Source organism: Paludibacter jiangxiensis, assembly GCF_001618385.1.
Lineage (GTDB): Bacteria > Bacteroidota > Bacteroidia > Bacteroidales > Paludibacteraceae > Microbacter > Microbacter jiangxiensis.
This window is the reverse complement of sequence record NZ_BDCR01000003.1, coordinates 542,401-563,582: the sequence shown is the minus strand read 5'-3', so window position 1 is coordinate 563,582 and position 21,182 is coordinate 542,401. Positions and strand designations below refer to the sequence as shown.

Here is a 21,182-nt window from a genome sequence, read left to right as displayed (position 1 = left end):
AATTTTAAGCACTTTATAAAACCAAATAAACATGTCATCGGCTAAAAAGGTAATTTATCAGTTATCAGTTCTTTTACGCAGGAAGACGCTTTTTCTTGTTTTGAGCGCACTTACATTAACGGGCACTCTTCATGCACAGCAGGAGCCCATGTATTCTCAGTATATGTTCAATATGTTGAATATCAATCCGGCATATGCGGGTAACCGTGCCTCGGACAATATTACGGTTCTTTACCGTAACCAGTGGGTCGGATTTGACGGAGCGCCCAAAACGGGAACCGTTTCATGGGATCGTCGCAACGAGGATAGTAATGTGGGTTACGGCCTTCAGTTGTATGAAGACCGTTTGGGTATAGAAAAAACCACCGGTGTGCAGGCCTTTTACTCTTATCATGTACCCTTCGATAACTCTTTTCTGGCCTTCGGATTAAGCGGGGGCGTTCTCAATTATCGGGCCAATTATAGTGAAGTGAGTACCATTAGGGGTGGTGACCCTGTTTTTCAGGATGATGTGAACGGGTGGCTTCCTACAGCGGGATTTGGTATTTTGTATGCTTCGGAGTATTGGTACATGGGTTTATCAGTTCCGGCTCTGCTTCATACCAAGATTCATGCGATTAATTATCTTAATCAGAATAATTTTGGAGCCAATAATCACTATTTTCTGACAGGAGGTTATACGTTTGATATGAGTGACAACGTAAAACTTAAACCATCAGCATTACTCAAGGTGGTTAAAGGTGCGCCCTTACAATGTGACTTCAGTATGAATGCCTGGTTTCAGAATGTGCTGGGGATAGGGGTGAGCTACCGTACTGGAGATGCCCTGGTAGGTTCCATCGAGTTTCAGTTGTTGCCGGAGCTGCGACTGGGATATGCTTACGACTACACGTTGTCTGATTTGAAGAATTACAACCGGGGAACCCACGAGATCATGCTGCGACTTGAACTCAAGAGCGACCATAACGGGTTGATTCTTTCTCCCCGTTATTATTGATATTAACCAAATAAAGTAACCATAATATACAGTTCGTATGCAAAATATCATAACAAAGAGTGGTAAATTGGTACTGTTCCTCTTTTTTTTGTTGGGAGTGTCTTATGTGAACGGTCAAACTCCGGGACAACTTCAGAAAGCAGATTTAGCTTACCGGGGACTGAAGTTCTCAATGGCCGCTGAATATTATGAAGCATATCTGAGTCAGGGAGCGACAGCCAGTCCGGGCGTATTACAACGCCTTGCCGACAGTTACTGGCAGATGCGTAACTATCCGGAGGCTCTGCGGGTATATACCAAACTTTATCCGAATGGAAAAGGAACCTCTACTGCTCAGGAGCAGTTCCGCATTGGGGAGCTCTACGCTCGCCGGGGCGACTACGAAAATGCCACTAAATGGCTGTCGGGTCTGCCGAGCTTTGCTGATAAAATCAAAGCTTATCGTCCGGAAAGGTTGCTAATGGCCAAAGGAGACACGTTGCTATGGAGTGTTAGTTACCTGACAATGAACAGTGCCTATCGTGAATTCTGTCCTTATCTGTACGATCAAGAGTTATTATTCAGTAGTAACCGACCTATGGCAACAAAGGAGAAAGCTTTTGGTTGGGACGGTGGTTACTACTCCCGCCTGTGGCAGGTTCCTGTTGCTCAATTGCAGGCTCAGGGAACGGTACCGTCTCCGGAGCAGGTGTCTAAGGCAAAAACAATAAAAATGTTGCAATCGAAAATAAAACGTTTGTCGGGAGTCTTTTCAGGTAGCGATGTCGATGCATCAGTCCGGACAAGGAGCGCATACCTGAAAGCTGAATACATCCAGGCGGATAAGGTATTTTCAGGAACATTGATTTCTGGCTTGGATAAACTTCATTATAATTCGGGTGGGCTCTCCATTGACGATGCGGGGATAGTTTATTTTTCGGCTAACTATAACAAACCGGATAAGCATGGAGTGAACCGCATTCGCCTGATGGAGGGTCGCTACAGTGATAATGCCATCAAGCATGTAAAAGCATTGCCTTTTGGCGATCCGAAGAGTTACTCTGTGATGCATCCGGCCATTAATAAAGATGGTACGATTTTGGTTTTCAGCAGTGACAAAAAAGGTGGTCCCGGACGATATGATCTCTATTTTAGTAAACGCTCAGACAGAAATAAACATTGGATAGAACCCTTCGTGATCCCTGGGAAGGTGAATACACCCGGTAACGAGGTTTTTCCGTCTATCTCCGCTGATGGTTACCTGTATTACAGCAGCGATGGCAAGGAAGGCCTGGGAGGCCTGGATATCTATCGGGTCAAACTGGAAGATGCTATCATGGGTGTTGGCATTCCTGAACATATGCCATCTCCGGTCAACAGTACCAGCGATGATTTTGGGTGGACTCAGGCTCCGGATGGAAAGCTGGGTTATTTTACTTCCGACAGGGTTAGCAGCGAAGATAATATTTATTCGGCTCGTTATAATGAAAAAGAAGGTCTCAGAGTAGAGCTTGCTAATGAAAACAAAACACTTGCGGGTTTTGTGCGAGATCGCCAAACGATGGAGTTACTCAGGGGAGCAACGGTGTTTCTATGGGATAAAAGCGAAAACAAAGTTTACGTAGCCAAGACTAATAAAGCCGGAAAATACGCCTATATTGTCAATAAGAGTTGTGATGTGGTGATTCTGGGAACGGAAAAAGGTTATGGAAAAGATTGTCTGGAGATGAAAACATCTATAGATAAGTCATCTGAAGGGTTGGAACAGATGGCTCCACATGATCTCTTGCTGGATAAATTTCCGCAGAACTTCAAATGGAGGTTGAGCAATATACATTACGACTTCGACAAATGGAATATTCGAGCTGATGCCTGTCCTATACTCGATAGTTTGGTTGCTATCCTGAAATCTTATCCGATCAAGGTAGAGTTGGGTTCGCATACCGATTCCCGGGGATCTTTCTCGTATAACGACGCTTTGTCTCAACGAAGGGCTGAATCGGCGGTTGCATATATCGTTTCAAAAGGTATTGATCCGACCAGGATTATTGCCAAAGGGTATGGAGAGCATCATTTGCTGAACAAATGCGCCGACTGTGTTCCTTGTAGCGAAGTAGCTCATCAGGTTAACCGTCGTACGGAAATTAAAGTGTTGGTTGGTCAGTCTACCGATGTGCCGCAAGGATTCGATGCGTCGGGCTACAAGACTGGTGATGTGATAGATGTCGATAGGTTGCCGGCTACATTGTTCGAAAAATGTAAATAGAAGTAGTTTTAAGGTAAGAGAATTGTGTCTGGTTTTTTAATGAATTGGAGTAGAGGTCGCTATTTTTGATGGCGGCCTTTCTCTTTTTAGCCCACTTCTGTGGTTATTGTTCTATGCAAATTTTAGCTACCTTTGCAACACCTTTACACAAAGTGAAGAGGAAACAAATATACTTATCTGTCAGTTGATTAATGAACGATATCATTCACCTTTTGCCTGATTCTGTAGCCAACCAGATTGCTGCCGGCGAAGTAATTCAACGTCCGGCTTCAGTGATAAAAGAGTTGGTGGAGAATGCAATTGATGCAGGCGCCGGCAATATTCAGGTGGTCTTGAAAGATGCAGGACGAACACTGATTCAGGTGACAGACGATGGTAAGGGAATGTCAGAAATGGATGCCCGTATGGCATTCGAACGTCATGCTACTTCAAAGATCAGTTCGGCTGCCGATTTGTTTGCCCTGCGTACGATGGGATTTCGGGGAGAGGCGCTCGCTTCTATTGCTGCCGTAGCGCAGGTCGAATTGAGAACACGCCGTAAAGAAGATGAACTGGGAACTTTCATCAATATTGCAGGGTCGCAGGTTGAAAGCCAGCAGCCGGGCAATTGTCCGACAGGGACTTCTTTTTTTATTAAGAATCTCTTTTTTAACGTTCCGGCCCGAAGAAAATTTCTCAAATCGAACGAAACCGAGCTCCGGCATATTATCACGGAATTTATACGGATTGCCTTGGTATACCCGGAATTGCATTTTTCGCTAACACACAACGATACGGAGATTTACGAACTTGCTGCCACTAACAGAAGACAGCGAATTGCGCATATTTTTGGTAACAAAAACAATAATTTTAGCCGCCAGCTTCTTCCGATTGACACCACTACCACGTTAGTCAATATCTCGGGTTATGTGGGGACGCCAGAAACTGCCCTGCGAAATGCCAATCAATATTTCTTTGTGAACGGACGGTATATGCGCCATCCCTATTTTCACAAAGCGGTAATGCAGGCTTACGACAGGCTTTTGGCAAACGATGCAGGACCAAACTATTTCATCTATTTCGATATTGATCCGGGTAGCATCGATGTGAATATTCACCCGACAAAGACAGAAATCAAATTTGAGAATGAAGCTGCTATCTGGCCGATTATTACCGCTGCAATCAAAGAAGTGCTCGGCAAGTCGAATGCGGTACCAAGCATTGAATTTGATGTGGAAGGTGCCATCGATATTCCTGTAATCGACAGGAGCCGTCCTGCTATTCCGCCTCAGATAAAGGTGAATCCTGCCTACAATCCGTTCGAGACTCATTCGGAACGACCTAATTATTCCCGTCCGCCTATGAATTGGGAAAAATTGTATCAGGATTTCGAAAAGCCGGTATCACAGCCATCGTACGAACCTCCGGTTGCCGAAATGGAACCGATGGTTGTACCTTCTTTACTTTCGTCAGTGATAGATCAGTCCGATCCTTTGCCGGAGACAAGCAATTACCTTTTGTACAAAGGCCGTTACATCATTACCGGCGGTAAATCAGGCGTAATGCTCATTGATAAGCAAAGAGCCCATGTACGTGTGTTGTTCGAGCAGTTTATGGAACAGCTCAACAGTCGTCATGGTATTTCGCAGCAGTTGCTTTTCCCCGAAATAGTGGAACTAAATGCTGCAGATGCCCTTGTGTTACAGACGGCTATTGACGAACTGGGGTGCGTTGGTCTTGATATAGCATTGTTTGGTAAACAAACGTTCTCAATCAACGGTATTCCGGCCGGACTCGAAGGTAAGGATGTTCTTCCTATTGTGGAGAGTATCATTGACTGCATCAAAAATAAAGATGCCAATGTGAAAGAGGTATTGCACGAAAACATAGCCCTTACACTGGCCAAAGCGGCTGCGGTAGGCTATGGCCAACCAATGGCTTTTGAAGAAATGGATCATTTGGTGGGGCAGCTGTTTGCCTGTTCAAACCCCAATTATACTCCGGATGGAAAGAAAATTGTGGTGGTGCTGAGCAACGAAGAGATTGAAAAAAAATTCTGATAATGGCAGTGTCGTGATGACGCTACCAAAGATTACGTATTTGAGATTTTGGCAAATAATAGACACTGAATTTCGAAAGGATGCTACGTCAGATTAGGATCGGCCTTGTCCGGAGAGCCAAAAAACCAGAGAGGCAAGCGTAAAATTGTCCATTGTTTGAAGCTCCTGACGAAAGGAAGGAGCAAGTTTGGACAATTTAGCTTGACGAGCGCCGGTTTTTTGAGCGAAGCGGGCATAGCCTTGACCTTTTTGCTTCCTTTTTGTGGCAAGACAAAAAGGAAGTCGGGGTCAAAGGGGCGGAAGCCCCTTACATAATTCTGAAATGCGTAATTTCTGATGACGCTGTACAATTAATGACTTCGAAAAGAAATAAGATGAGAGATAATAAATTCTGGAAACGTTTTTGGATCAACCCATTGATAATAAGTAATGCTAACGTCATGATCGCCTGGCGTTTCCTGGTAGTGATGCTGCTTTTTTCGGTAACCAGATTACTGTTTTATGTATTCAACCGGCATTTGTTTGTAGATATGACGCCGGGTCATTTGGGTGAGTTGATGTTGCAGGGGTTGCGTTTCGATTTGGCGGGTGCTCTTTATGTCAATATTCTCAATATAGCCTTGCAATCCATCCCTTTGCGGATACGTTATCACACTATTTACCAGTCTGTCACCAAGTGGCTCTTCTTTATAACCAACGGGGTGGCCATTATGGTCAATTTGATTGATATTGCGTACTTTCCTTTTACGTTGCACCGTACCGACTGGTCGTTCTTTACCGAATTCGGCAATAATAACAATCTTCTCTCCATATTGGGCGCCGGTTGCCTTCAGTATTGGTATCTGGTATTCATCTTCATCTTCTTCATGGTGGTGCTGGTGAAAAGTTACGGCAAGGCAGAACCTTCCAAACTGACGAAGAAACCGGTGCTTTTTTATCCGGTCACGCTTGCCGTTCTTTTATTGGTCATCGGCTTGTCTGTTGCCGGAATCCGTGGAGGGTTTACCCGCACCACACGTCCGATCACGTTGGCTGATGCCGGTGCCAAGGCGAATAATCCTGCCGAACTGGGCATTGTGCTCAATACTCCGTTTTCAATGCTGCGTACCATCAATGCGAAAGTGCTGGAAGAAAAGCACTATTATTCGGATAGTGAGGTTGAGTCAATTTATTCTCCTATACATAAGAATCTTACGGATGAAAAATTTCAGAAAAAGAATGTAGTGATTCTTATTCTCGAGAGTTTTGCCCGCGAAAACGTAGGATCGATGAACCGTTACCTTGAAAACGGTACCTACAAAGGTTATACTCCATTTCTCGATTCTCTGATTTCGGTCAGCCACTCATACTACGATGCTTTTGCCAACGGCCGCAAGTCGATTGAAGCTATGCCTTCGGTTCTGGCGAGCGTTCCTTCTTTGTATCAGCCTTTTGCTATTAGTCGCTATGCCAGTAATCACATGAAAGGTTTGGCGGCACTACTCAAAGACGAAGGATATCAGACTGCATTCTTTCATGGTGCCCCCAATGGTTCAATGGGTTTTGATGCGATGTCAAAATTGCTGGGATATGATGCCTATTACGGGATGAACGAATATGGTAATAATGCCGATTTTGATGGCTTTTGGGGGATAAAAGACGAGGAATTTTTGCAGTATTTTGCGAATAAAATGGGAAGTTTTCGTCAGCCTTTCCTGACAACCGTTTTCACTCTTTCGTCGCATCATCCGTTTCACGTACCTGAAAAATACCAGCATGTATTTCCCGAGGGAAAAATTCCTTTGCACAAATGTCTCCGCTACTCCGATTATGCTTTGCGACGCTTCTTTAAAACAGCTTCGCAACAATCATGGTACAAGAATACAATTTTCGTAATCACTGCTGACCATTCGTTGCCGGCAGTTGTTCACAACGAATATAAGAACGGCTTGGGCGATTTCGCAATTCCTATTGTGTTCTTCACGCCCGATCATTCGCTGCCACCGGTGCAGGATACCCGGGTGATGCAACAGCTGAATGTGATGCCTACGCTTTTGGATTACCTGCATTATCCGAAACCCTATTTTGCCTTTGGTGCCGATATGCTTGATAAGAATGGAGCTCCTTTTGTGGTGAACGACGATGGTGGGGTAATGCAATATATGGAAGGCGATTATATGTTGCGGTTCGACGGTAAAAATCCGATCGGGCTCTATCGCTTCAGAGAAGACGTAATGCTAACCAATAACCTGTTGAATAAAGAACCAGTCGTGGTAAATCGGATGACGCAGAAAATCAAAGCGATACTTCAGCAGTACAATAACCGGCTTATCCGTAATCAGATGGTAGCTCGGTAAAGAAACAGCCGATGAACCGGAGATGAGATCATTCGGATAAAAAATCGGCGTTTTTTGCGTTTTTCTGTTGGAAAATTAGTAAATTCGCAATCATTTTTCAAACAAACCTAACAACTCATAACCAAATGAGAACCATTGACTTTTACTTGTCTATATGGAACTTATCCGGTTATATAAATTAAATTTATGATGAAATCCATCGAAAAAAGTCCGTTACAGATTTCCCGGTCACTTTATCACCCAAAAATGCCAAAAGCATTAGGTGGCCCTGTTGTCCTGAAAGAAGGCAAAGCAACCGAATCGGTAGCCGATCAGGCTGCAATTAAAGAACTTTTCCCGAATACGTACGGAATGCCATTGATCACATTCGAACCGGCAACTGAAAAAGTAGCTGCTCCTGCAGTGAATGTTGGCGTTATTCTTTCCGGTGGTCAGGCTCCCGGTGGTCACAACGTTATTTCAGGTATTTTCGATGGTATCAAAGCCCTCAATCCGGAAAGCAAACTCTACGGCTTTTTGGGCGGCCCAAGCGGATTGGTTGATCATAAATATGTTGAACTGACAGCAGATATTATTGACGAATACCGTAATACCGGTGGTTTTGATATTATCGGTTCTGGTCGTACAAAACTCGAAGAAACTGAACAGTTTGATAAAGGTGCTGAAATTTGCAAAGAATTAGGTATCAACGCTATCGTGATTATCGGTGGTGACGATTCAAATACAAATGCTTGTGTTCTTGCAGAATACTATGCACAAAAGAAAACCGGTATTCAGGTGATTGGTTGCCCTAAAACAATTGACGGTGACCTGAAAAACGAAATGATCGAAACTTCTTTTGGTTTCGATACCGCTTGTAAGGTTTACTCTGAGTTGATCGGTAACATTCAGCGCGATGCTAACTCTGCAAAAAAATATTACCATTTCATCCGTTTGATGGGTCGTTCTGCTTCGCACATCGCTCTTGAATGTGCTTTGCAAAGCCAACCTAACGTTTGTATTGTTTCGGAAGAGGTAGAAGCAAAAAATCTGACACTGAGCGATGTTGTTGAACAAATCGTAAAAGTGATTGTAGACCGTGCAAGCCAGGGTCTTAATTTTGGAACGATCCTGATTCCGGAAGGTTTGATAGAATTCATCCCTGCAATGAAGAAACTGATTGCTGAGTTGAATGACCTGTTGGCTCACAACGATGACTTCAATGCGCTGGAAACAGAAGACGAAAAACGTCAGTATGTGAAAGGTTTGCTTTCTCCTGAAAGCCGCGAGGTTTATCGTGATCTGCCTAAGGGTATTGCGCGTCAGCTTACACTCGATCGTGACCCGCACGGTAACGTTCAGGTTTCTTTGATCGAAACAGAAAAATTATTGATCGAAATGGTGGCTAAACGTTTGGCAAAATTGAAAGCAGCAGGCTCTTACAAAGGGAAATTCTCTGCAATCAACCATTTCTTCGGTTACGAAGGACGTTGCGCTATCCCATCTAATTTTGATGCTAACTACACCTATTCATTGGGTTATACAGCAGCTCTGTTGATTTCTGCCGGCAAAACCGGTTACATGTCATCTGTACGTAACCTGACTGCTCCTGCAGAAGAATGGATCGCAGGCGGTGTGCCTATCACAATGATGATGAACATGGAACGTCGTCACGGGGCAATGAAACCTGTAATCCAGAAAGCATTGGTGCTTTTGGATGGTGCTCCTTTCAAATATTTCGCTTCAAAACGCGAAACATGGGCAACCACTACAAGTTTCGTTTATCCTGGCCCTATCCAGTATTATGGTCCTGCTGAAGTGTGCGAACAACCTACCCGCACGCTGCAACTGGAACATAACGCTGAATAATCCGGTATTCAAATAAATTTCTTCGATAGTGAACAAATGGCGGAAGCCTGTTTGTTCACTATCTTTTTTTACCACCACGCATTATGAGCAAAGTCTATCTTAGTCTGGGATCCAATCTGGGCGACAAGCAACGTAATCTTCGTTTTGCAATCAGCGAAATAGAACAACGTTGCGGAAAGGTTGAATTGTGCTCTTCCTTCTACTCTACTTCTCCATGGGGTTTTGACTCCGATAATGAGTTTGTCAATATTGCTCTTTCAATAACAACGGCTCTTGAACCGTTGGCTTTATTGAATGCTTTGAAGCATATCGAACAGGATGCCGGACGTCAGCAAAACGCGAAAAGCGGTTATGAAGACCGGCCTTTGGATATTGATATATTGTTTTACGACAATTCGATAATTGATTCGGAGTCACTCACTGTTCCTCATCCACGACTTCATTTGCGGTTGTTCGTTTTGGTTCCAATGAACGAAATAGCGCCACAGCTGATGCATCCCATATTACACAAAACCATCAAAACTCTGCTTATGGAGTGTGATGATGCGACCCTGATTCGTAAAATGTAGTTGTCAGAATTGTGTATTTTGTAAAATTAACATCAAATATCAAAATACAATATTACACGTTTCACTTGTTTTGCTGAAAATAATATTGCATTTTTGCAAATAAATTAATGTTTAAAATTAAGGACAATAAATAATAATTTGTCGCGTTTTGTTTGTAAAGTCTTCAGTTGTAAACCTTCTAAATCATAAGTCTATGGGATTAATTAAAGAGTTCAAGGAATTTGCCATGAGAGGGAATGTGATCGACCTGGCAGTCGGTGTGATCATTGGTGGCGCTTTTGGAAAGATTGTTGATTCTGTGGTAAACGATTTGGTTATGCCATTGATATCTGCAATTATCGGAAAACCTGATTTTAGCAGCCTTTATATTGTTCTGAAGGGAACTATTGTTGAGGGAACTCCTTTGGCAGAGGCTCGTAAAGTTGCCGGATCTTCTATTTTTGCTTACGGTAACTTTATTACTATCGCTATCAACTTCATGCTTTTGGCGTTAGTGATATTTTTATTGATAAAGGGTATTAATACTCTGAAAAAGAAACAGGAAGCAGCTCCTGCCGCGCCTCCGGCTCCTACGGCACAGGAACAACTCCTTGCTGAAATACGTGATTTGTTGAAAAAATAAATTCTCCGTAGTCTCATCTTTTAAAGGAAACTGAAAGCTTCGGTTTCCTTTTTTTATTTTTGAAGAATATTTTACACCTAAATCCACGCTGTATGAAACTTTATCCGGGATTGCTTGTTGCGTTTTTTGTTCTTGTTTTAGTTGGTTGTGTGGGTATTACACCTTCATCTGCAGTCGAAAATTTGGCTGAATGTATGCAATCGGGCGAGTATGAACGGGCAGCCGAAAATCTTGCAACGTCCCCTGATGCGACACCCGCTCAGAAAGAGCAATGCAAAAAAGAATTTATTGCTACTCTGAAAGAAAAGAGTGCAAAATATTTTGCTAAAAATGGTGGTTTGACAAGTTATACAGTTGTTGATGAGGCCGTAACACCCGACGAATCGAAAGCGTTTGTCAGAATTAGATATGAACTGGGAAACGGATCTTCTTTAGACGAAATCATTCCGTTGGTAAAATCGGGAGGTCGGTGGAAATATATTTGCGAAGAAAGTAAAGCTAATTGAAAATATATTTAAGTTAAATTAACTATTAAAACCTTGAAAGAAGTATTTACCGGAAAACAATTTGTGATTTTTGAATGTATTTTTGTTCCGCATGTTTAACCCTTAAAATTGTATCGAATGAAAAAATTAATTGTTTCCGTAATGGTTGCTGCAGCTTTCATTTTTGCTGCTAATGCACAAACCCCAAAAACTGCTAAAGATGCAGCTAAAGCTACAGTAACTCAAACAAAGAAAGACGCTAAGACAGTGAAAGAAGCAGCAAAAACAGACGTGAAAGCTGCTAAAGAAGTAAAAAAAGCAGAAACTAAAAAAGCTGCTGAAGCAACAACCAAAACTACCAAGGAAGCTGCAAAAGCTAAAGCAGGTGAAGTGAAAAAAGCAGGCGAAGTTAAAGCCGTTGAAACAAAAGCAGGTAAAAAAGCAGAAAAAGCTACTGAAGTAAAAAAGAGTGCAGACAAAACTGTAAAAGCTGCAAAAGAAGCTGTTAAGAAATAAGCACTCATCTTCAGAGAAAACAAACAAGGCGCCTTCCTTTATCGGGAAGACGCCTTTATTTTGCCTGCTCTCAGGCTATTTTTCAATTGAAATCAATGCGCCTGTGAGAGGATCGAATTGGATTTTAACTGTGTTTTTGTTGAAGATTGAAGCGGATAAGGCTTGTACCGTACCAAATTGTCCCAGATTTATTTTTTTGTTGATGAGGACATTGCCTGTCGGGTCAATCACAGAAACGTCTGCCACTCCGGGTATTCTGTAATACAATCCGCTTGGACCGCTTTTTTCTCTGACCTGAATATTCTTGTCGGAAATATCCAGCACGTTTATATAGTAAGGTTGTCCGCTGAGATCATCTTTTGATACCACGCCTCCTAAGGTTGAAAGTCTGAATAGTACCTCATTCTTCATCTGTTTCTCCGGTGTCACGTCAAATGTGATGGTTGACGATACGGATACTGTTTTACCAACGAAAAGGGCAGTCAGCTCTTTTTCCGATTTGTCGAGATTAGAAAGCATCAGAGCAAGAGCGTCTCCGTCGGGTAGTTTGTCGTTGTCGCCGGTAATCAGGTTAAGACGGCTGTCGCGGATGCGGTAGATCTGTTTGGCCGAAAGTTCTGCCATTTTTGCGACCGAATTGGCCTGCAATGCTTCTTCATTTAGCACAGCCCCGCTGAAACTAAGGTTCGGATTAGTGTCATTTTGTGGAGCCGGAGAAGCATTCATTTTGTTCTGATTGAAAGGAATATTTACTCCAAACAAAGTGCCGTTGGGGGTCAGGGTTATATACGATGCACCGGATGCAGGATCCAGTTTTACCATGAAACTGTTGTTAGGATCCGGTTTTGACTTGAGCACTATTTTAACCGATTTTACCGACCAGGTAGTGCTGTTCTCGGTAATTACATCTTTTGTACCCAGATACCGTTCCGAATAGCGGTAGTATGGTCCTGCCAGTTTGATCGTTTTTACAGCTTCCACTTCAACCCCTAAAACCGTTTTGGGCAAATTGTAGATGACTCCATTGGAAAATCCGGCTCTTTCCTGACTGCTTACCACTTCTGTCTGAGCAAACAGAAAGGGTGCAACGCACATTGCTGCAGTTAACAAATAATATTTTATCATATCAACTATGTTTGTTTGATGTTTTACTTCTCAATTCATTGAATGCAAATCCGAGACTGGCCGTTATGTCGCTTGCTGTAATGCTTTCAAAAGCAATGGTTCGGGCAGCTATGTCTCCTGCCAGTCCATGCAGGAATACACCCAGTCGGGCGGCATCGAAAGCCTGGTATCCTTGCGCCTGCAAAGCTACTAAAATTCCTGTTAAAGTGTCGCCACTGCCGGCGGTTGCCATGCCCGGATTACCGGTGCTGTTGAAACTGACTTCTCCGTCTGCGTTTATAACTGCGGTATAGGCTCCTTTGAGAACTACCGTTACCTTGTTTTTAGCGGCAAAATCGCGCGCTTTCTCCAAACGCTCGTAGCCCGTTGCCGATTTTCCGGCCAAGCGGTCGAACTCCGCAGGGTGGGGTGTCAGGATGGAGTTTGTGGGGATCAGTTTTATCCATTCCGGATGTTGCGCCAAAATATTCAACGCATCGGCATCTATCTCCATCGGTTTGTCGCAGGTTTGCAGCAGTTGATGCAATGCCTGTGCCGCCTCGACCGATGTTCCCATGCCGCAACCGATTCCCACCGCATTGATTTTTTCTCCTATTTGCACAGCCGTGATGGTATTTTCTCCTTCATCGGGTATCGTCATTGCTTCCGGAACGCTGATCTGTAGAATGTCGTTGCCCGAAGCAGGAACCTGTACCGTTAGTAAACCTACACCGCTTCGAAGGCAACTCTTAGCAGCCAATACGATGGCGCCAATTTTCCCCTTACTGCCACCAGCGAGTAGGGCATGACCGAATATTCCTTTGTGGGCAAATTTGTCTTTCGGTTTCAGCAACTGCGCCATTTCCTCGCGAGTCGCAAAGTTATAAGCTGTCTGGCACTTCTCGATTGCCTTCGGGTGTAATCCGATAGGCAATACCTGCCAGTCGCCGACTACTTTGCTGTTTTCGGCAAACAGGAAAGCGAGCTTCGGAAACTGAAACGATAAGGTGTAAGTCGCATGGATGCAATGCTCCGGATTGTTTTGCCGGTTATCCTCACCAAACAGGCCCGAAGGTATGTCGATGGAAACGACTGTAGCGTCAGAGGTGTTGATATGCCGGATCAGTGAAACAAAAGGCTCCTCCAAAGGACGGTTTAGTCCGGTGCCGAAAAGTCCGTCGATCACCCACTCATCCGCTTTGATATCTGGACGGAACCCCGGGTCGGTGACCTCTGCAAACCGAAGGTTAGTTCTTTTTGCGATTTCTTCCTTGTAAAAAGCGCAATCCGGAGATAATTTCTGTGAATAATTGAATAGAAAACACTCGACGTTGAAACCGGCTTTGGCTAACAGCATAGCAACCACCAGAGCGTCGCCGCCATTATTGCCGTTGCCGGCCATTACCTTAAACGAGGTGTCATATTCCACGTGTTGCCATAACCATTCGGCAACTGTTCCGGCGGCCCGCATCATCAGGTCGGCCGAAGAGACAGGCTCGTGCTCGATGGTATAAGCGTCGATGCCCTTTATTTGATAAGATGCCGGAATTTTCATGTAACTAAATATTTAGGAATGAATAAGCTTCATCAATAAAAACAGGGAATGTTTCAGCAGATAAAGATAACTCATTTTTACTCGTTCAGAATCTTTTCGACTTCGGTCACAAGGTCGTTCAGGTGAGCGTAATTTTGAAGTACAAGTGTTTTCTCCTGAGCATTTAGTTCTTTTGCCAGTTCTACAATCAACTCAAGAGGGTCGATTTCAAAGCCGTGCATATTCGGATCGAAATCGGGGCCAGCCATCATGTTGTCGTTGGCCATACCGATGCACCAGGTTTCAATAAATTCACCCAGCGAAATTTCAACCGGTTCGTAACCCGACCATTCTTCTTTTGCACATGCTTTGGCAAGGGCTTTCCCCGACCAGAAACAAATCAATGGCAAGGGTTCTCCGCTTTCATCTTCGTAGTCGTTCGAGCCTGTGACTGCAAATCCTTCTTCGCTTTGAAGTCCCCATACAATTCCGGATTCACATACCGTCTGAATAAAACGGTCGCGTTGCATTTGCGTTATTATTTTGTCTTGTAGCATAGTTGTTTTTGCAGTGTTTAGAAGAATATAGCTTCAATCAATAGATTTATATTTCGATTGTCGTTTTGAAAGCCACAGTTGCATCGCCTTTGATCTGTATGGAAAGATGATCATCATCGGTGGCAGTTACTTTTACGGCAATGATGCCCGGTCTACCTATTTGTTCACCTTGCATTCCGTTGAATTCAAAAACGGAGTTGTCAGTTTTGGCCAGTTTGTTGGCAATCAGGTAACCGCCTAAAGGTCCGTTTGCATTTCCGGTTACCGGGTCTTCATTGATGCCGATGGCTGGCGCAAACATACGGCCGTGGGTCAGTATATTTTCGGTGTTCGAGTCAAAGGTAAATGCAAAAAAGCCATTGCAATTGATTACTTTGCTTAATGCTGCCAGATCATTAAAATTGGGCGTCAGGCGATTCAGGGCTTTTCGGCTTTTGATACCAATCATCACTTTGGAATGCCCGGTTGAGGCAATTTGTATCGGACACCTGCGGTCGATGTCATCGTCGGTCAATCCCAATGCGGTTACAATTCGTTGAGCCGTTTCGTGATCAAACAAAGGACTTAATTCGAATTTGCCTTGGGTCATAATAACCTGATAATCTACGTTATTTCGGATGATTTCAAAGGGAAGAATGCCGATCTGTGTTTTGTATTTCAGCGCACATGAGCCGAGATTTTCTTCCAACGCCCTGGCATACATGGCTGCAATGGTCGCGTGTCCACAAGTGGGAACCTCTCTGGTGGGCGTGAAATAACGAATCTTTCCGTCGCAGCTGCTGTCGTCGGAAGAAAACAGAAAGGCCGTTTCGGAATTATTCAGTTCTCTTGCAATAGCGAGCATCTCTGTTTCGCTCAACCCATCGGCATTCACGACAACGCCTGCCGGATTTCCTTTGAATTTCTCTTTGGTAAACGAATCGATCTGATAGACCGTAAGCTGTTTCATAAGTTTTGTTTCTATGAAAATGGGTGCCGGGTTTACTTACACAACCCGGCACTTACAGAATTAGTGGTGGAACAACCGCACACCGGTATTGATGAGCGTGATACCCAGCTTATCGCAAGTATCGATGATTTCCTGATCGCGGATGGAACCCATCGGCGTGGCAATATATTTTACACCGTATTTGTGAGCCAGTTCGATGTTATCTTTCTGCGGGAAAAATCCGTCCGACAACAGGCAAGAGTCTGGAAGCTGGTTCAACATGATTTGGTTGCCGAAAGCCTCTTCGCGTTTTTGCTCGATCAATTGGTCGAGGTCGGTGCGTTTCAGGTCGGTCTGTTCGTTCAGAAACGAGTAGTCGAGTTGCGACTTCTGATACCAGATATTGGCTTTGCCCAGTGCCAGTCCCGAGCAGAGGATGCGCGACTGCTGGCCGGAGCCGATACCGATCACATGTCCGTTGTTGACCACGCAAATGGAGTTCGACATGGTATATTTCAGGGTGATGAAACCCAGTTTCAGGTCGTTCAGAATTTTAGCCGGTACGTTCTTGTTGGCGGTAACCACTTTAGAGAACATTTCGTCCGACACGTGAAGGTTGTTACGTTTCTGCTTTACGGTGATGCCGAACACTTCACGCGATTCCACCTCTTCGGGTTCATAGGTAGCATCGATTTCGAATACCACGAAGCCTCCCTTTTTCTTGGCGGCAAGAATTTCCAAAGCTTCGGGTTCGTAGCCCGGAGCCACGATGCCGTCGCATACTTCCGACTTGATAAGCAGCGCTGTTGCCTTATCCACCGGATGGCTGAGGGCTATAAAATCGCCGAATGATGCCAGTCGGTCGGTACCGCGTGCCCGGGCGTATGCCGATGCCAGCGGTGAGAGCTCGTTCTTAATCAGGTAGGCCTGCTTTTCGGCTTCGGTCAGCGTTTTCGCAATTGCTACACCCGATGGCGTTACGTGTTTGAACGAGGTGGCTGCTTCGGTGTTCAGCGTAGCGCTTGCCTCTTTTACCAGTTGCCACGAGTTGAGGGCATCCAGCACGTTAATTACACTCGGGTTGCCGTTTTTCAGCGTCAAAGCACCTTTCGGGTCAATTATTTCCGCATAATCCTGATAAGGATTCATTCCGTATTTCAGTTTCATAATATAGTGAGGTTTATGTTGTTGTTTCTTATTTTACCATTAAGAAATTGAGGTGATTAAGTGATGTTCTTTATTTCCTAAATGCCTTAATGGTTGAAAAATGTTCTTTTGTATGTATGAGCTTTTATACGTCTTGTCAAAAATAAATATTCATCAGCATAAAGTCGTTTTCAAGGGGCGTAGCCCCGGCATCTTGGTAGCTCCAATCGACACGTCCTATTTTGAGGGGCTTTAGCCCTGATGTCTCAATTTTAATCTGTTTGATATTCCAGACGACAGGGCTATGCCCCTTGGATATCTGTTTTTGTCTTTTCTACCAAGACAACAGGACTCCGTCCCTGATTTTTGTCTGAATAGATTAAAGCTGTAATGGTTGAAATGAACTCTTACAAATCTTCTTCCGTCAGCACTTTCACTCCGTTTTCCAAAAGCAGCTTTGCTGTGATTCCATTGCCGGGGACGACCGATCCAGAAAAGGTGCCGTCGTACACTTGTCCGCATCCGCATGAAGGGCTTCGTTGCTTGAGAATTATGGTGTCAATGCCATACAGCCGTGCAATTTCCAGTACCTGACGGGCTCCAGCTTCAAAATTCTCGGTTACGTCTTCTCCGTCGGCGGTAACCGCGCGGCCGTTTTTGAGCTCTACCGCCGGACGAGGTGTGGACAAGCCGCCCATCTGTTCGGGGCAGACCGGTATCAATACCTCTTCTTTGGCCAGACGCAATACTTTTTCAGGGGGAACGCTCTCGCCGTTATATCGGCAGGCAAGTCCCAACAGGCAGGCACTACAAAGTTTCATGCGATGGTTGTTTGAAAATAATTATTTTTGTGTATCTCTTGGTTCTGTTATTCTTCTCACAAATTCACCCCGCACCTTTTCAAAAGATAGATCATTCCAAAATAGAACAACACCATCACCAGAGTGGAAAGCGTTAGCGATAGGTAAAAGTTCATCCCTTTGCGCAGCAGTACCGGAAACAGGATAAAAAAACTCAGTGACGGTATCACCAGCCAAAAGATGCCTGACGAAAGGTCGGCAATTTTATGTACATCCTTGGTGTCGATATGCATCCACACGAAAGCCATCAACGAGAGGAGTGGGATGGAAGCAAAGATGCTGCCTACCAGCGAACTTCGTTTCGATATTTCGGAGATGGCCACAATCAGGATGGCCGAGATCAATACCTTGATGATGTAATATGCCATGTCTTTTACCTTCAGGTTATTCTATTTAGGGCTATGTTTATTTGCCTGATACACCTATGCTTTGTGTGCTTTGCGCATTCTCAGCGTTCTTTGCGGTTAATCTCAGATTTTTACCGCAAAGAACGCAAAGTTTTTCGCAAAGACCGCTGAGGAAAACGAATATAATGGATGCGTTTTATTTCGGTGTAATATCCAATAATTTCTTTTATTTCAACTCCTTTTCCAAAAACAGTCCGGTATGCGACTTCTCACACAGTACCAATTTTTCGGGAGTTCCCTCGAATACAATTTCACCACCACCGGCACCGCTTTCGGGACCGAGATCGATAATGTGGTCAGCGCATTTAATCACCTCCATGTTGTGCTCGATGATGATGACCGTGTGTCCGCGGTCGATCAGGGCGTCGAAGGCTTTCATCAGCGTCTTGATGTCGTGGAAGTGCAACCCGGTGGTCGGTTCGTCGAACACGAAGAGCATCGGCGATGTTTTCTCTTCGGAGAGGAACGAGGCCAGTTTCACGCGCTGGCTTTCACCGCCAGAGAGGGTGCTTGATGCCTGTCCCAGTTTGATATAGCCAAGCCCCACGTCTTGCAGAGGTTTCAATCGTTTTACAATTTTCTTTTCGGTGAGTCCTTTGCCTGCGGCGAAGAACTCGATGGACTGGTCGACGGTCATCTCCAGCACGTCGAAGATACTGGCACCGTTATACATCACCTCCAGCACATCCGATTTGAACCGTTTGCCATGGCAATGTTCGCATTCGAGCGTGATGTCAGCCATAAACTGCATCTCTACAGTGATTGTTCCCTCGCCCTGGCACTCTTCACAGCGTCCGCCCTCCACGTTGAATGAGAAGTGCGATGCGGAAAAGCCCATCTGTTTGGCCAACTGTTGTTCGGCAAAAAGACGCCGGATTTCGTCGTAGGCCTTCATGTAGGTCACTGGGTTGGAGCGCGACGACTTGCCGATCGGATTCTGATCCACAAACTCGATGTCATTAGCGAGGTGCATACTGCCGTCGAGTTGGCCATACACGCCCACATGTTCGGCCACGCCGCCGTAATGTTTTTTCAGGGCAGGGTACAGAATGTCGCGCACCAGCGACGACTTGCCGCTACCGCTCACGCCGGTAACCACCGTCATCACGTTGAGTGGGAAGCGTACTGAAATATTTTTCAGGTTGTTTTCATTGGCTCCCTTTACCTCAATGTAGTTGTTCCACTTGCGGCGCTTGGCCGGTACCGGAATCTTCTCTGTTCCGGCAAGGTAATTGAGTGTGTGCGATTGTTTTGTTTTGGCAATGGTCTCCTGCGGTACCGGCAGGGGCGACGTCAGTACTACTTCTCCGCCCAATCGTCCTGCATTTGGACCGATGTCGATGATGTAGTCGGCAGCACGGATAATATCTTCGTCGTGCTCCACTACCACAACGGTGTTGCCCAGATCACGCAACTGTTTCAGTACTTTCACCAGCAGGGCAGTGTCGCGCGAGTGAAGCCCGATGCTCGGTTCGTCGAGGATGTAGAGAGAGCCCACAAGGCTGCTTCCCAGCGAAGTGGCTAAGTTGATGCGCTGGCTTTCACCGCCCGACAGTGTGTTGGAGAGCCGGTTTAGGGTGAGGTAACTTAATCCCACATCGAGCAGGAACTGTATGCGGTTGTTGATCTCGATAAGCAGTCGTTTGGTGATCTGCATCTCTTGTTCGTTCAGTTCCAGCGTGTCGAAAAACTGCTTGAGTTCCGACATAGGGAGTTCTACCAGCTCGGAAATGGATTTGCCGCCGATTTTTACCCATTGAGCCTCTTTTTTCAGGCGGGTGCCGTGGCATTCGGGACAAATGGTTTTGCCTCTGTAACGAGCCAGCATCACCCGGTATTGGATTTTGTACTGATTGGTTTCCAGAAAGCGGAAGAACGCGTCTATCCCTTCAAAATATTTGCATCCTTCCCAAAGCATCTTTTTCTCCTCTTTGGTCAGGTCGATGTAGGGATGGTGAATAGGGAAACCTGCTTTGCGGGCTCCAGCTACCACCTGTTTTTTCCATTCGCCCATCACCTCACCGCGCCAGCAAAGCACGGCGTCTTCGTATACCGAGAGTTGTTTGTTAGGGATTACCAGATTTTCGTCAATGCCGATCACTTTGCCGAATCCTTCGCAACGGGGACAGGCACCTACCGGGCTGTTGAAACTGAATAACTGTTCCGATGGTTCTTCAAAGGTGATGCCATCGGCCTCGAACGATTTCGAGAAGAGTTGTTGGTGGGTTTCTTCTTCGCCCAGTACTTCAAGGACGCAACTGTTTTTCCCTTCAAAGAAGGCAGTTTCGACGGAGTCGGCGAGTCGGCTGAGGGTCTCTTTGTCGGTTTGTGATGCAAGGCGGTCGACCACCACAAAAATCCCGGCTTTCGTTTTCAAAGCTCCGTTTTTTACGGCATCGGCAATACGCATAAACTCTTCACCAACTTTCAAACGGTTGAAACCTTCCTTTTGTAGAATTTCCGCGTGTTTTTCAACTGTTCTGCCTTCGGGAACAATAAAGGGCACCATGACAATGACAGGAGTCCCTTCCTGTAAGGCGGTGAAATAGTTAATCACGTCTTCCACCGTGTGTTTCTTGACCGGTTCGCCCGATACGGGTGAATAAGTTTTACCAACGCGGGAGTAAAGCAGCTTGATGTATTCGTAAATTTCGGTTGAGGTTCCTACCGTGGAGCGCGGATTGCGGGTGTTTACCTTTTGCTGAATGGCAATGGCGGGGGGGAGCCCTTTTATGTAGTCAACTTCGGGTTTGTTCATACGCCCCAAAAACTGACGGGCATATGAAGAGAGACTTTCTACGTAGCGGCGTTGTCCTTCGGCATACAGCGTGTCGAACGCTAATGATGATTTGCCGGAACCGGACAGTCCGGTGATGACTACCAGAGAGTTGCGGGGAATCTCAACGTCGATGTTTTTGAGATTATTGACTCTGGCTCCTTTGATTATAATATTTCCTTTATTGGACATGGATGCTTGATTATGAAACAT

At 45.1% G+C, this 21,182-nt stretch carries 17 protein-coding genes; 9 read left to right on the top strand and 8 right to left on the bottom strand.

Features of this window, described 5'->3' with window-relative positions; genetic code table 11:
* Positions 1–31: 31 nt before the first annotated feature.
* From PJIAN_RS08880 to PJIAN_RS08840, 9 genes are all read left to right on the top strand, one after another.
* Positions 32–997, top strand: a complete 966-nt coding sequence (locus PJIAN_RS08880; protein ID WP_068704160.1) for a PorP/SprF family type IX secretion system membrane protein — start codon at positions 32–34, stop codon at positions 995–997.
* A 37-nt stretch (positions 998–1,034) separates the two neighbouring features.
* A complete protein-coding gene (locus PJIAN_RS08875; protein ID WP_068704158.1) occupies positions 1,035–3,242 on the top strand; it encodes an OmpA family protein in 2,208 nt (735 codons plus the stop codon).
* 191 nt (positions 3,243–3,433) lie between these two features.
* On the top strand, positions 3,434–5,281 hold the full coding sequence (gene mutL / locus PJIAN_RS08870; RefSeq protein WP_068704157.1) for a DNA mismatch repair endonuclease MutL: 1,848 nt from the start codon (positions 3,434–3,436) through the stop codon (positions 5,279–5,281).
* A 374-nt stretch (positions 5,282–5,655) separates the two neighbouring features.
* Complete coding sequence (locus PJIAN_RS08865; RefSeq protein WP_172795597.1) at positions 5,656–7,617, top strand: LTA synthase family protein; 1,962 nt, start codon at positions 5,656–5,658, stop codon at positions 7,615–7,617.
* Positions 7,618–7,815: 198 nt separating this feature from the next.
* On the top strand, positions 7,816–9,465 hold the full coding sequence (locus PJIAN_RS08860) for a diphosphate--fructose-6-phosphate 1-phosphotransferase (RefSeq protein ID WP_068704683.1): 1,650 nt from the start codon (positions 7,816–7,818) through the stop codon (positions 9,463–9,465).
* Positions 9,466–9,548: 83 nt separating this feature from the next.
* On the top strand, positions 9,549–10,034 hold the full coding sequence (gene folK, locus PJIAN_RS08855; protein ID WP_068704154.1) for a 2-amino-4-hydroxy-6-hydroxymethyldihydropteridine diphosphokinase: 486 nt from the start codon (positions 9,549–9,551) through the stop codon (positions 10,032–10,034).
* 193 nt (positions 10,035–10,227) lie between these two features.
* Positions 10,228–10,656 (top strand): large conductance mechanosensitive channel protein MscL, encoded by a 429-nt coding sequence (mscL, locus tag PJIAN_RS08850; protein ID WP_068704152.1) that lies wholly within the window; start codon positions 10,228–10,230, stop codon positions 10,654–10,656.
* Positions 10,657–10,748: 92 nt separating this feature from the next.
* Entirely contained in the window at positions 10,749–11,162 is a 414-nt protein-coding gene (locus tag PJIAN_RS08845; protein WP_068704150.1) for a DUF4878 domain-containing protein, read from the top strand.
* 117 nt (positions 11,163–11,279) lie between these two features.
* Positions 11,280–11,657, top strand: coding sequence for a hypothetical protein (locus PJIAN_RS08840; RefSeq protein ID WP_068704145.1), 378 nt, complete (start codon positions 11,280–11,282; stop codon positions 11,655–11,657).
* 75 nt (positions 11,658–11,732) lie between these two features.
* Here PJIAN_RS08840 and PJIAN_RS08835 read toward each other — a convergent pair whose 3' ends face one another.
* The 8 genes from PJIAN_RS08835 to uvrA all read right to left on the bottom strand — a co-directional run bounded on the left by PJIAN_RS08835 (position 11,733) and on the right by uvrA (position 21,161).
* Positions 11,733–12,782, bottom strand: a complete 1,050-nt coding sequence (locus tag PJIAN_RS08835) for a DUF4831 family protein (RefSeq protein ID WP_068704144.1) — start codon at positions 12,780–12,782, stop codon at positions 11,733–11,735.
* Between the two features lies 1 nt (position 12,783).
* Positions 12,784–14,316 carry a bifunctional ADP-dependent NAD(P)H-hydrate dehydratase/NAD(P)H-hydrate epimerase gene (locus PJIAN_RS08830; protein ID WP_068704143.1) on the bottom strand — a complete coding sequence of 511 codons (1,533 nt, stop codon included), beginning with the start codon at positions 14,314–14,316 and terminating at the stop codon, positions 12,784–12,786.
* A 77-nt stretch (positions 14,317–14,393) separates the two neighbouring features.
* Positions 14,394–14,825, bottom strand: coding sequence for a DUF2750 domain-containing protein (locus tag PJIAN_RS08825; RefSeq protein ID WP_172795596.1), 432 nt, complete (start codon positions 14,823–14,825; stop codon positions 14,394–14,396).
* Positions 14,826–14,898: 73 nt separating this feature from the next.
* Entirely contained in the window at positions 14,899–15,801 is a 903-nt protein-coding gene (locus PJIAN_RS08820; RefSeq protein WP_068704141.1) for a PhzF family isomerase, read from the bottom strand.
* A gap of 60 nt (positions 15,802–15,861) precedes the next feature.
* Positions 15,862–16,947, bottom strand: a complete 1,086-nt coding sequence (locus PJIAN_RS08815; protein ID WP_068704140.1) for a 5-aminoimidazole-4-carboxamide ribonucleotide transformylase — start codon at positions 16,945–16,947, stop codon at positions 15,862–15,864.
* 386 nt (positions 16,948–17,333) lie between these two features.
* Positions 17,334–17,747 (bottom strand): 2-thiouracil desulfurase family protein, encoded by a 414-nt coding sequence (locus tag PJIAN_RS08810; protein ID WP_068704138.1) that lies wholly within the window; start codon positions 17,745–17,747, stop codon positions 17,334–17,336.
* Positions 17,748–17,803: 56 nt separating this feature from the next.
* Complete coding sequence (locus PJIAN_RS08805) at positions 17,804–18,154, bottom strand: DUF3147 family protein (protein WP_068704136.1); 351 nt, start codon at positions 18,152–18,154, stop codon at positions 17,804–17,806.
* 205 nt (positions 18,155–18,359) lie between these two features.
* Positions 18,360–21,161, bottom strand: coding sequence for an excinuclease ABC subunit UvrA (gene uvrA, locus PJIAN_RS08800; protein WP_068704134.1), 2,802 nt, complete (start codon positions 21,159–21,161; stop codon positions 18,360–18,362).
* Between the last annotated feature and the right edge of the window lie 21 nt (positions 21,162–21,182).